The sequence below is a fragment of the Parabacteroides acidifaciens genome, assembly GCF_003363715.1.
Taxonomy (GTDB): Bacteria; Bacteroidota; Bacteroidia; order Bacteroidales; family Tannerellaceae; genus Parabacteroides; species Parabacteroides acidifaciens.
This window is the reverse complement of the sequence record NZ_QREV01000035.1, coordinates 1-13,337: the sequence shown is the minus strand read 5'-3', so window position 1 is coordinate 13,337 and position 13,337 is coordinate 1. Positions and strand designations below refer to the sequence as shown.

6 protein-coding genes are annotated in these 13,337 nt (G+C 45.6%); 3 read left to right on the top strand and 3 right to left on the bottom strand.

The window, feature by feature from the left end; genetic code table 11:
* Positions 1 to 7 precede the first annotated feature (7 nt).
* From DWU89_RS13790 to DWU89_RS13780, 3 genes are all read right to left on the bottom strand, one after another.
* Positions 8 to 3,319 (bottom strand): TonB-dependent receptor, encoded by a 3,312-nt coding sequence (locus DWU89_RS13790; protein WP_244205913.1) that lies wholly within the window; start codon positions 3,317 to 3,319, stop codon positions 8 to 10.
* Between the two features lie 225 nt (positions 3,320 to 3,544).
* Positions 3,545 to 4,486 carry a FecR family protein gene (locus DWU89_RS13785; protein WP_115500214.1) on the bottom strand — a complete coding sequence of 314 codons (942 nt, stop codon included), beginning with the start codon at positions 4,484 to 4,486 and terminating at the stop codon, positions 3,545 to 3,547.
* A gap of 106 nt (positions 4,487 to 4,592) precedes the next feature.
* Positions 4,593 to 5,162 carry an RNA polymerase sigma-70 factor gene (locus DWU89_RS13780; protein WP_115500213.1) on the bottom strand — a complete coding sequence of 190 codons (570 nt, stop codon included), beginning with the start codon at positions 5,160 to 5,162 and terminating at the stop codon, positions 4,593 to 4,595.
* A gap of 115 nt (positions 5,163 to 5,277) precedes the next feature.
* On the opposite strand from DWU89_RS13780, the gene DWU89_RS13775 reads away from it, so the two are divergent.
* The 3 genes from DWU89_RS13775 to DWU89_RS13765 all read left to right on the top strand — a co-directional run bounded on the left by DWU89_RS13775 (position 5,278) and on the right by DWU89_RS13765 (position 12,712).
* Positions 5,278 to 5,487: a hypothetical protein gene (locus DWU89_RS13775; RefSeq protein ID WP_115500212.1), complete on the top strand. Its 210-nt coding sequence runs from the start codon at positions 5,278 to 5,280 to the stop codon at positions 5,485 to 5,487.
* A 31-nt stretch (positions 5,488 to 5,518) separates the two neighbouring features.
* The gene (locus tag DWU89_RS13770; RefSeq protein WP_115500211.1) at positions 5,519 to 7,726 is read left to right on the top strand and encodes a GH92 family glycosyl hydrolase; all 2,208 of its coding nucleotides are present in this window, start codon (positions 5,519 to 5,521) and stop codon (positions 7,724 to 7,726) included.
* 720 nt (positions 7,727 to 8,446) lie between these two features.
* Entirely contained in the window at positions 8,447 to 12,712 is a 4,266-nt protein-coding gene (locus tag DWU89_RS13765; RefSeq protein WP_147292119.1) for a DUF6383 domain-containing protein, read from the top strand.
* Positions 12,713 to 13,337: the final 625 nt, after the last annotated feature.

Below are 13,337 nucleotides of genomic sequence, written 5' to 3'. Positions count from 1 at the left end.
GACTCAATTAGAATTTAACATTCAAACCAAACAACACTGATTTCGCAAACGGATAGGAGAAAGCATCATATCCGGCGCCCAGGTTATCCTGACCGTATTTACTCACTTCCGGATTATCGCCCGAATAGCTCGTAATCGTAAAGAAGTTCTGCAAAGAAGCGTAAACACGCAAAGCAGAGACATATTTCGTGAAGCTTAAGAAATCGGTAGGCACATTATAGCCCAGCGTGATATTCTGGAAACGGAAGTAAGAACCGTTTTCCACATACTGGTCAGACACGCGCATCACGGCTTTTGAACGGAGCGGGCGCGGGAAAGCCGCATTCTGGTTCGACTCGGTCCAGTGGTTCACAACCGATGCAAACATATTGCTCGAGCCTTGCATGTTTTCCATCATCACTCTCGTACCGTTATACACATCATTTCCTAAAGAGAAAATCGTATTTACATTCAAATCGAAATTCTTATAAGAGAAGGTATTATTGAAACCTCCGAACACTTTAGGCTGTGCACAACCGATAATGGTACGGTCGAGGTCATTGATCTGTCCGTCGGGAACGCCGTCCGGTCCGCTGATGTCCTTAAACCGGATATCTCCCGGCTGGGCTGTCGGCTGGGCGGAAGATTTGATATCGTCCGTCGTGCTGAAAAGTCCGTCATAAACATATCCGTAGAATGTTCCCAACGGCTGTCCGACCTGTATGATACGTCCGAGATGCGTACCGGTCTCGTCCTGTCCCGGCTGGCTCGGGTAAATGAAAGAGACATCACCCAGATCCAATACTTTATTCTTGTTGTATGTCAGGTTCAAACTTGTATTCCAAGTGAAATCGCCTTCTACCGGCGTCGCATTGATCGCCAATTCAAAACCTTTATTTTTCACTTCACCGATATTCTTCAGTCCGGAAGAGAAGCCGGAAGATCCCGGTATCTTAACATTCAGCAGCAAGTCGTGCGTCTTCTTGATATAACCGTCAAGAACGACTGTCAGGCGATTATTGAAAAAGCCGAAATCGATACCTGCGTCAAACTGGGCTGTCGTTTCCCACTTCAAGTTCGTATTGGCAACCTGTGAAGGATAATAACCGGTCACTTTATCGCCATCGCTTACATAACCGGTCGAACCCAGCAATGCATAAGCAGGATAAGTACCGATACCGTCCTGGTTACCCGTAATACCGAAACTGATTCTCGGTTTCAAATTACTAAAGATATTCAAGTCTTTGATGAACGATTCTTCGGAAGCTCTCCAAGCCAAAGCGGCAGAAGGGAAATATCCCCAACGGTTGTCCTTACCAAAGCGGGAAGAACCGTCGGCACGAATAGAGGCAGTCAGCAAATACTTATTGTTCAACGTATAGTTGACACGTGCCAGATAAGAATTCAAGGCCCATTTCCTCACATCCGAACCCGGAGCCGTGTAAGTCGTACCAGATCCCAGGTTGTTCATTTGCAAGTTGTCATTCAGGAAACCGTATGAACCGGCGTTGAAGCCGTCATACGTAGAAGACTGCTGCGTATAACCAACCATTCCTGTAAAAGAATGCATTCCCCATGTATTCGTATAAGTCAGGATGTTTTCATTAATCCATGTATAGGTATTGGCAGACGATTTCTTGGCTTCACCGCTTCTCTGGCTACCGGAATAGACAGAGCGGGGATTGTAGCTTTTATTTGTTGCATATTCGATGTCGATACCGAATGAAGATTTAAACTTCAACCCTTTAAGGATCGTCCATTCGACAAAAGCATTATCCAATGAACGGAAAGAAGTATGCCAGTCCACCTTTTCATTCAATACGCCAACCGGGTTATCGAACATGATCACGCCATTGGCATCGCTGAACGTATAGTTGCCGTTTTCGTCGTACACGGGCAGGTTCGGCGGCGTAGTCAGACGGGACGTAAGAATTGAGTTCCCGACCCGGTTATTGTCAACCTTCGTCATGGTCAGGTTCAATCCGAAATTAATCGTAGAAGATATCTTGTGGTCGATATTGGCACGGAAAGCATATTTCTCCATCTCTGTCGCCTTGACGACACCTTCCTGGTTGAAATAGTTGAAAGAGGTCAGGAATGAAGTCTTGTCGTTTCCGCCGGAAATACTCACCTGGTAATTCTGGGTCAGCGCATTGTCGTTAGACGTCAATCCCTGCCAGTCCGTAGTTGCGGGAGGTGCGCTTTCGTCATAAACGGCTGCACCGCCGGAGTTTACCAAGGAAGCATTCGCCAGTTTCTCGAATGAACGGGCATCCAGCAAATCATATTTCTTATAAATATTCTGAATGCCCCAATAAGCATCAAAAGCAACGGAAGTCTTTCCGCTTTTACCCTTCTTGGTCGTCACAATGATAACACCGTTGGCACCGCGGGAACCGTAGATAGCCGTTGAAGAGGCATCCTTCAAAACTTCGATCGACTCGATGTCCGACGTCGGGATCGAGTTCAACGGGCTCAACGCCGTCTGGCTGTTATCCGCACTCGGGTAAACCGGCATACCGTCGATGATATACAGCGGTTCGTTACCTCCGGAAATAGAGTTACCACCACGAATACGAACCGTAGAGCTGGCACCCGGCATACCGGAGTTTTGTACCATATACAGACCGGAAGTACGTCCCTGCAACATCTGGTCTACAGATTTGATGGCAAGACCTTGCACCTTGTCTACCTGGATGGAGCCGACAGAACCGGTCAAGTCGCTCTTCTTTACCGTACCGTAACCGATTACCACTACTTCTTCCAGATTCTGGGTATCTTCCGCCAACGTAATCCGCAGCGCAGACTGGTTGCCAACGGGCACTTCCTTCGTCAAATAGCCGATGTAAGACACAACCAGCGTAGCGGAAGGATTGCTCAGTGCCAAAGAGAATTTACCGTCCACATCGGTTACCGTACCGATCGACCTCGAACCCTTTTCGACAACATTGGCGCCGATAACCGGTTCACCGTTGTCATCCACAATAACTCCGGTGATTGTTTTGCCCTGCTGGGCCGACAAGGGAATGGCAGTCGTTGTTCCACCTGCGGAAAGCAGGATGTAGGAGCCGTCGATGGAATACTTCACATCTGTTCCTTCGAACAGGTTTGCCAAGACTTCCTCCAAAGAGGCTTTTTTCAAGTTAACAGACACTTTCCTGTTGACGTTTACAAAATTGTTGTAAACAAACAAAAAATCAGTTTGTTTTTCAATGTCGTTCAACACATTCTCCAGTTCCGTGTTACTTCTTTTAATTGTGACGTTCACGTTCTGGGAATTGGAATTTTCCGCGTGCATGCAGAAAATGAACACGAATAATAACAATGTGGTTATTCTCATGATTCTAAAAAATTGTTTACATCGAGGCCTTTTTACTAAATCAGACATCGACAAAGATTTTTTATTCATATCTTTGAAATCAAGTTTATTAATACAGTTAATTAATTGTGTTAAGTCTATGCCGATAAGTGTGGGGACGCTTGTCGGCATTTTTTTGCTTAAAGGTTAACCTTTCTCTCTAACCATAGGCATTACATTTTAAGATTAAACATTACGTTATATTACTTATTTTATATAGACAACTGATTCGTCTTTATTCCGCTCGAATGTATATTTCGCGTCTCTCTGCAGGATGCGCAACGCATTATCTATCCCATCCGATATACGGAACTTACCGCTACAGACATAATCGCCCACCTGCTGGTTTTCTATAATAATACGTATGCCGTAGCATTTCTCAAAGCGTGCCATCAATTGCTTGAAGTCCATATTCTTAAAGCAGATCAACCCTTCTTTCCAGCGGAAAAGGTCAAAATCGGATATCAACTTCGCCTGCAACTGTCCGTCGACCAAAGAGGCTTGGTGGTTGGGAGTCAGGACAAGGTTCATCGACGGGTTCTTCGTGCTGGAAACCCTTACAGAGCCTTCCATCAGCGAAGTGCAAAAATCTTCCGAATCACTGTACGCCTCCACGTTGAACTTCGTTCCCAGCACTTCCACATTACACTTGCTCGTCTGTACGATAAAAGGCTTTTCCACATTATGAGTAACCTCAAAATAGCCTTCCCCGTCCAGGATTATTTCCCGTCTGTCACCGGTAAAGACAGCCGGATAGCGCAGTTCCGAGCGGGCGTTCAGCCAGACATTCGTTCCGTCCGGAAGAGTCAGGTTCACACGCTGGCCGGAAGGGACGGTGATCGTATTCATCGTCTGCCCGATCTTTTGGATTTCCGATGTATAGTAATAAGTTCCGCAAGCAATCGTAATCGCAAATACGGCAGCGATTTTCATCAGTTCGAGCATGGCGATCATATAGAAAGGACGCGCCTTCTTGCCCTTGTCCGCCTCCTTGCCGCTTCCCGACAGTATCATCGCGTCAAAGAACTCACGTTCCCTGAAAAGCTCTTTTTCGTTTTCAGGAGAGGCTTCCAGCCAAGCGCGAATAGCGTCCTTCTCTTCGCGAGATGCTTTTCCGTCAAAGAATTTATATAATGTTTCTTTTTCCATCTTTTTCCGTTTCTACTTATAAAGCAAATAAGCGGAAAACATCCCTAACCTGAAATGAAACTTTTTTTTAATTAAGTTGTAACAGGTGATTTGCCGGGAGCAAATCTCAGCAGAAGAAACGGGGAAAGAATGCCAGTAAAGGGAAGTAATCCTTTAAGGCTACACGCATGACTTTTAGGGCTTTGGTGACATGATACTCCACCGTTTTTGTCGAGACGCCCAGGGCATCTGCGATCTCCTTATGGCTTTGGTTGTTGTAGCGACTGCGGATAAAGATGTCACGCGTCTGTTCCGGCAATGTTTCTAAGGCTTTAGTGACCAAACTGATCACTTCGTCGGAAAACAATTTCTCGGGATTGCAGGCTTCCAGGGTGGCGATACGCAAGTTCAGTTCCCACGTATCACAATCCTTCAAATACTCAACTATATCTTCCTGCGTACGCAAACGCTGAAGGTAGTTTAAACATTTATGCTTGATTACAGTCAGGATATAAGCCGGCACGTTCGATTCGGGCGCAAGATTCCCCCTGTTCTCCCAATAATACATCAGACTTTCGATCGCTATATCTTCCGCAATCATACTGTCGCCGACATATGTATTGGCAAAACGGACAAAACGACTTTTATAGTCAGAATATAACTGATTAAAAGAGTGTATCTCGGATTCGCCTTTCATAATTGTATCCTAAATTCGCGGATAAAGATATGCATAAATCTGACTTTTCGCGCTTTCTGGCCGGCAAAGATAATTTTTTTCTTTAAGTTTGCATGTTTAAATACAAGAAGAGTCGATGAAGAAAATAAATATCACAACAGCAGTCCTGTTAATATACCTGATCGTGATGAGCGTGATCGGTTGGCCCGGGAAAAAGGCAGACCCTGATTATGTACAATATTTCTGTGTAATCGGAGTGACTGTTCTTGTGATCGGTTTTTTGCGTTTCTTGCAGATCAAACGCTTGAAGATACGGGAAAAGATGAAAGACGGGAAAAAGGAATAACAATACAATAATAATTATAATATTCTAATTCATGAAGGACCTTTTGATCGGGCTGTCCCTGTTAGGGATAGTCAGCGCGTGCGCCCCTGCACCGCAAAGTAAAGACAATATCGAAGAAGATTATTGCCAGTATGTCAATCCTTTTATCGGAAATGCGGATAACGGCCATACGTTTCCCGGCGCCTGTGCCCCGTTCGGCCTGATACAAGCCAGCCCGGAATCCGGCGTCGGTTCGTGGAGGTATTGTTCGGGATATAACTACGACGACAACTTTATCGAAGGGTTTGCCCAGACGCACCTCAACGGAACGGGTTGCCCGGACCTCGGAGACATCCTGCTTTTCCCCTTCAGCGGCGATATAAAGAATAATACGTATAAAAGCGAATACGACAAATCCACACAGAAAGCTGCGCCGGGTTACTATGCCGTCACCTTGTCGGACTACGGTGTGGATGCAGAAATGACGGCAACCGCCCACACGGCTCTCCACCGCTATACATTCAAGAACGAAGGTCCTGCCCGCCTGCTCCTCGACCTGCAACGCGGCATGGTCGGCAGTGTGGAAAGCCTCAAAACACATGTCCTGGAAGCCGACATCGAGATGCCGGACAACCAGACGATCACCGGCCACAACCAGACGCGCGCCTGGGTGACACGCCATTATTTCTATGTCATCAAATTCGACCATCCTTACACGGTCAAAGAAGAACTTCCCGCAGAGAAAGGGGAAAAGGCCAAACGCCTGGTACTCGAATTCGACACGAAACCGGGTGAAGCCGTGCAGGTAAAAATTGCCATGTCGAGCGTCGGCATCGACGGTGCGCTTGCCTCCATGCAAAAAGAAAACCCGGCATGGGACTTCGAGGCTGTCCGCCAGGCAACGCACGACCAGTGGCAAGCACTCCTCGCCCGTGCACAAGTTACAGGAACGACAGACGAAAAGACCAGCTTCTACACTTCCATGTATCACCTGATGATGCAGCCGAACAACATTGCCGACACCGACGGACGCTACCGGGGCATCGACGACAATGTCCACACCTCCCTGACCGGCGAATATTATTCAACGTTCTCGCTTTGGGACACCTATCGCGCCGCCCATCCGCTGTACACGATCCTGAACCCGGATAAAGTCGACGCCATGATCCAGACAATGCTGGACCACCAACAGATACAGGGCTTCCTGCCTATCTGGGCTTTGTGGGGAAAAGAGAATTTCTGCATGATCGGCAACCACGCCATTCCGGTGATTGTAGACGCTTACCTGAAGGGCTTCAAAGGATTTGACGCAGAAAAGGCTTATGAGGCGGTCAAAGCCAGTGCGACCGTGAGCCATTACAACTCCGATTGGGAAACGTTCGAGAAATACGGTTACTTCCCGTTCGATATCATCGATACCGAATCCGTTTCCAAGACATTGGAATGCGCTTATGACGATTATTGTGTCGCCCAGATGGCAAAAGCATTAGGCAAGACGGAAGATTACGAGCACTTCTCCAAACGTGCCGGATTCTATAAGAACCTGTTCGACCCGGAACTCAAGCTGATGCGGGGAAAAGACTCCAAAGGAAACTGGCGCACGCCGTTCAACTCCTTCCTGTTGTCACACGCCAGCTCATCGGGTGGCGACTTTACGGAAGGCAATTCCTGGCAATACACCTGGCACGTACAGCACGACGTACAAGGCTTGATCGACCTCATGGGCGGAAACGAAGCCTTTGTGACGAAGTTGGATTCCCTGTTCTTCCTGGAAAGTACGGCTGAAAACACCGGCTTCGTATCGGATGTTACGGGCCTGATCGGACAATATGCGCACGGCAACGAACCGAGCCACCACGTCGCTTACCTCTACAGTTACGCCGGTCACCCGGAGAAAACGCAGCAGGTAATCCGTGAAATATTCGACCGTTTCTATCTCGCCAAACCGGACGGGCTGTGCGGCAATGACGACTGCGGCCAGATGTCTGCATGGTATATTTTCTCGGCCATGGGCTTCTATCCTGTCAACCCGATCAGCGGCGAATATGTGCTGGGCGCACCACAGATAGAAAAGGTTTCGCTTTCACTCCCCGGAAATAAGACTTTCACTGTTGAAGCCAAAAGCCTGTCGAAAGCCAATAAATACGTAAAATCCGTCGAGCTCAACGGCAAACCGGTAACCGGCCTGACCATCAGCCACAAAGACATCATGGACGGCGGCAATCTGGTATTCACGATGACCGACCAGCCGGCAAAATAATCAACAGCTAAGTCCGTATTTACCGGACGCTGATGACACAAACGAGCGCGAAATAACGCAGATAATAGAAAAAATAGTCTGCGTTATTCCGCGCTCATTTGCATTCTGTAAATACGAAAGCCAGAGAAATTAATTGAAAATTAAAAATGGAAGTTAAAAGCCAAAACAGCAGTTTAATCATAAATCATAACCCAAAATCCATAATTCAGCACTACCCGCCCCTCATTTCCACCCTAATTTACCCACTTTTCTCCAAAAACCGCACTTTTTCACTTGCAGTATTACTTCAACACAACGAGGTAAATAACTATAGATAAGAAATATATGAGTAATTGCAAAAATTCAGAAAACGCCTGTTTTTCAAAGATAAAAACAGCCACAAATCAACTTATAACTTATTGGTAATAAATCAGATAGGATATCCAAAAGGAAATGACGAAAAAAACGTACGTTTATTTTCGTCACAAAAATAAGCATACTTTTTAAACCGGCAACCCTTTTGCCAAAGAATTTTTCTTTTTCTATATTCTTTCTTATCAATCAGATAGCTTACCAAGTACAAAAAACCCGTTTAGCCGGACGAACCCTCAAAAAATGACTAAAATAAACGTACGTATTTGTAGTCAAATTACAGAATTTCAACATCCAGATACGTGCGTACATAAGATAGAGAATTTATAGATGCTCAAATATTTTTTTATTAATTAAATTAATTGGATTATGAACAAATTGTTTTCTACTCTGATGGCTACCGCCCTGGTAGCCGGTTCAGTAGCTACGAACGCTGCGGTTCCTGAAAGACCTTATGAGTTTCGTAGAGCTGATGTAAGAGCTGCTTTTCCAACTAAGACCGTGAATCAGATTCAATCTGACAAATGGTACCAGTTGAGAACATCAACTCACTACAACCCACGTTACATGCAGGCTGACAGACCCAACCCCAGCAAGCAAGAAGTATTGGTTCAGTATCGCGACATGATGACAGGTAAGCTTTACTTGCGTTTGGTCCCGGCTGAAAATGCGCCGTTGAATCCTTCTTTGTGGAAGTTGGTCTATGATGAAGATAATACTGTCGGTGGTGGCAAATGGAAATTCATCAACAAAGAGACAAACGTAGAATTGACATTCGATCCTGCATTTGCCGCTTCGACTAACTATCAAAACCAAGCCTTGGGAGATCCGAGCTGGATGGTTAAAAGCTGTGTTGAAAACTGGGAATGGTATAACACCGACTCTCAGAACAGCAGTGACTTCGGAGAAGTGGCACCTTATGCCTATTTCACAAAAGACTCTGTGATCACAATGAGCCGTAGCTATGACGGTTACGTGTACTCACGCAAAGGTTCGAAAAACGAGATGATCAACAACTCGGAAGCGATCCATGCCTTAAAGATCCAACCGGTCGAAGCTGCTCCTATCACGTTGGACTCTTATGCCTTCAATTCGATGATAGACTATCACAAGCCATCCGTAGATAAGAAATGGGCTAAATTCCTGTTCTTCGAAGGTAAACAAGGTCTGGACGATGCCGTTGAAATCACTCCGAACACAGGTGGTGTTATGGATGCAGACATGGCTTACCAAGCAGAAGATGACTACACTGCCATCCTCGACTTCTATCGGGCATCGGTTAGCCAATTAGGCGGGACAACAAACCCAGATGAATATGAGAGCGCTTTGATGGCTGCTAATTTTGCAAGACTCGATTTGGAAGATGCAGAACGGACTCTTTATGGTGGAGAAAACAGTTCTGGAGCTGAAGCAGATTTGACTAATGCACAAGCATTTAAAAACATAGTAGAGAGCACCATTCAATATAACGAAGGAGAATTAGCCACTCTGCAAAATGGATTTGATGCTGCCTATGATGTAGCCATGATGATTGTTGCAACTGCCGAATCTATTGATAACAGAGACCTGCAACGTAATAATAATTATTTAACACAGAAAGATATATTCCATCGCGAAACAGACTCCATTGCAAAAATTGAAGCGGCTATAACTACAGGTAGTGCAGCTATGTCAGTTTTAACTGGGCGAGATAGGCAAAAAGTAAGCATGGCTTTGGCTGCGTTTGACGGGGAAAAAGAGACCTATTATAATAATTATAAAATAGTCTACAACAACCTCAAATTATTTAAAGGCCTTCTCGCTACTGCAAACGAAAATCTGATCAATGCTCAAAATGCTTATAAAGCCGCATTGGAAAGATATAATAATTGCGAAAAAGCATTAGCTGATGCAGAAGCCCGGTTAAATACCTATAACGTAGCAAATGCACAGACTCAATACCTGCTCAACTGCAGAAATCACTTCATGAAACTGCAATACATGAATGATCAGAAAGGTACTTACCTGATGGTCGATACCGCTTTCTGGCAGGGTAATTCGGTTTCTCCGATGAACGCGAACCTGAAGTTGAAACATGAAACCTACAATGCAAGCTCACCAGCTCCGCTTCGTGCCCGTTTCTTCTATAACTTCACCTACTATCCTACTTTGGACAGCTTGGTGATCGAACCGCTGAACGCTTCTGAAAAGAGCGTAGCAGACTATACGGCTAAGAAATCTTGGGCAGAATCTTGGGTAGCTACTCATTTTGCTTACGGTTCGGATGTTCAGGCTAACGCTTCACAGGCAAGTAACTCCTGGACAAACAACGGTACTGAAATCGTATTGAAACTCGAAGACCTTAGCAATTCCGGCAACTGCCTGACAGCTGCTATCGCTGACGCTGCAGATGCAAGACCTCTGAAATGTCGTATGGCATTCAACAATAAATTCACACACCTGAAACGTGCAACCCTGAATCCGGGTCTGTACACGATCAAGGCTAAAGACGGAGTGAATGCAGGAAGATACCTCGTTGATAACTTCTACGGTATGTTGATGTACGATGTTGAAGAACTGGATGCTCAGGACTACAAACAGATGCCGGCAACCATGTGGGTTGTTGAAAAGTATGGTAGCGACTGCGGCGACCTGGTTACAATCCACAACCGCGAATTCGGAGCGCCATGCAATGATCTCTTTACAGGTCAGCTGTATGAAGAAGACGGACGCTACTTTATCATCGATAACACGTATGGCGACTACTTCGGAAACTATATGACAACTGAAAGAATGATACCGAGTGGCCGGTTACTTCTGACTGACAACTACGAAATCAAACCGGTTGAAGACAAGACCGCTCTGACAAGCAGATACCACGGTTATGGCTATATCGAACCGGAAGTTCTGCCTTACACGAACTATGCATTACGCTACAACCATAACAATGGTGACAAGTATCTGAATGTACAGTCTAACGAACTGTTGAAAGTAACGACTGGTGACAATTCTTACTACGAATTAGACACTGTTTATGCTTACAATGGCACTAAGATGACATTGAATGAATTCGGTTACGGTGCCGGTGTACTCGATGCAAACAGCGGAGTAGTATTGCCTCAATTGGTACGTCAGCGCTATGTACTGAAAGTAAAAGATGTCAACCTGATTGACAACGACACGACTTATGTAGCTATGAATACAGCCGAAGCTGCTAACGGTTACTATATCGCGAGAGGTATCAAGGACATCCGTGCAAACGGCCTCGCTATTCTGTCTTCTTTCTATCTGAAGAACGACCAGGTTGACGGCGACGCTACTTGCTATGCACTGATCGACACGCGTATCAACAACTGTTGTGAAGACTGGTATTATGGCTACCGTCGTGCCAGTGTAGTGGATGCAAACGGTTATGTCGAATACAATACATTGAACAACAATCCGAACGATCGGGTTTCCGCATTCGCACTGAAAGAAAACGATCGTCCGTTGTATCGCTCGATCCCTGAAGCAAACGTTAACTTCTTCCGTACGGTAGGAAACGTTGACCAGAAATTGTTTGAAGACAAGACCAACGAAACAGGAGCACCTGCTTCCAACGTAATCGACGGCTTCAGCTACTTAGGCCTGGCTCAGGAAAAAATGAACGCAAGCGACGAGTCTAAGGTATTCATCGTAGAACCGCTCCGCGCAATGGCTGCCCGCATGCCGCAATATATGTTGGCAATCGAGAAAGACACAGTTAGCGACGGCGTATGGTGTAACACAAATACACATGGCTACTTCGAATCAGTAGAAGATGCTATCGACCAGAAGGAAGACGCAACCCACGTAGTATTCTACAACGGTTACACAGCAGGTCGCTTCCTGGTTAACCTGGCCGACAGCGTAACGAAAGGCTCTCACGCTTACAACCATCCGGATATGTACACATACAAAGGTTATGCCGTACGTCTCGGATTCATTGAAGGTGTACACATGGTGATCACTCCTGAAAACGCAGCTAAGATCAACGCATTCTTAGGTGAAGGTACCGTTAAGGCCGGAGAATTCTTCTACATCCCGACCAATGGCAAGACATTGGCAGACCTGAAGAACGAACAAGGCAAACTGATCCCGGGTAAGCTGTTTGATCCTGCAAACACAGATCGCAGAGAATACACAACAGGTAAGCACAACAACTGGTCGTTCTCCTTCCGTCTGATCGAAGATGCTAATGAAGGTGACACAGACAACTTCCTGATCGAGTCTAACCTGGATGGAAATTCAGCTATCGGTTCCTGGAATGGTGCTTGGGTTAAGATCTACAACAACTGTCCGGTTGTCAACTACATCACGGGTGAACATAATTCAGTTGCAGGTTACGGCCTGACACCTGACAACGTAACAGACGGTGAAGTATTCAGCCTGACAACAACAGAAGGTGGCGCAACATCCAACGAAAGCATCGAAGCCGCTACAGTCAGAGTAATGGCTAAGGCCGGCGCTGTAGAAATCGCAGGTGCTGCCGGTAAGAAGGTTGTTATCACTAACATCTTAGGCCAGGTAGTTGCCAATGCAGTTATCAACTCCGACAATGCAACAATCGCAGCTCCGGCTGGTGTAGTTGTCGTATCGATCGAAGGTGAAGAAGCTGTAAAGGCTATTGTAAAGTAACTTAACATTACAATTTATAATCAAATAATTCTAAAGTCGACCGCGCGAGGTTGTAGAGACGGGCATCCGTCCGTCTCTACCAACATCAATTAACCTGCGAAGGGGAACAAGGGGTCGGATTAATAATACTAAAGTATGAAATAAAGTTCATTCTACAAGTACGCCTGTGAAGGTGGAAAGCAGACACAAACAAGCCCTGGAGATACTTACATCTCCGGGGCTTCGTTAGTTTATGTGACCTCGATTATCCCTTATCCTATGCCAGCAAAGACGCCACTTTTCCCTCATTGTAAGTGCCGATATCGCTCATTTCGGGTAAACTTGTAAGAAGTTTTTGCCCCTTTTTACCCCCTTTCTCGCGCTATTCCTTCAAAAACAACAAATTTACACTTCGAGCACTACTTAAATGAAAGGGGTGTAAGTGATTATAAATAAGAAATATATGAACTAAGACGAGCAAACACGAAAAAGCCCGTTTTTTAGGGGTAAAAACGACCTGTTTTTGACTTGTAACTGATTGGGAATAAAAAAGATAGGAGGCAAAAGCGAAATGACGAAAAAAAACGTACGTTTAAATTCGTCACAAATTTACGCATACTTTTTAAACCTGCAATCCTTTTCTCAA

Coding starts and splice junctions, on each gene's coding strand:
- DWU89_RS13790 (WP_244205913.1), bottom strand. CDS start 3,319: ATGAGAATAACCACATTGTTATTATTCGTGTTCATTTTCTGCATGCAC.
- DWU89_RS13785 (WP_115500214.1), bottom strand. CDS start 4,486: ATGGAAAAAGAAACATTATATAAATTCTTTGACGGAAAAGCATCTCGC.
- DWU89_RS13780 (WP_115500213.1), bottom strand. CDS start 5,162: ATGAAAGGCGAATCCGAGATACACTCTTTTAATCAGTTATATTCTGAC.
- DWU89_RS13775 (WP_115500212.1), top strand. CDS start 5,278: ATGAAGAAAATAAATATCACAACAGCAGTCCTGTTAATATACCTGATC.
- DWU89_RS13770 (WP_115500211.1), top strand. CDS start 5,519: ATGAAGGACCTTTTGATCGGGCTGTCCCTGTTAGGGATAGTCAGCGCG.
- DWU89_RS13765 (WP_147292119.1), top strand. CDS start 8,447: ATGAACAAATTGTTTTCTACTCTGATGGCTACCGCCCTGGTAGCCGGT.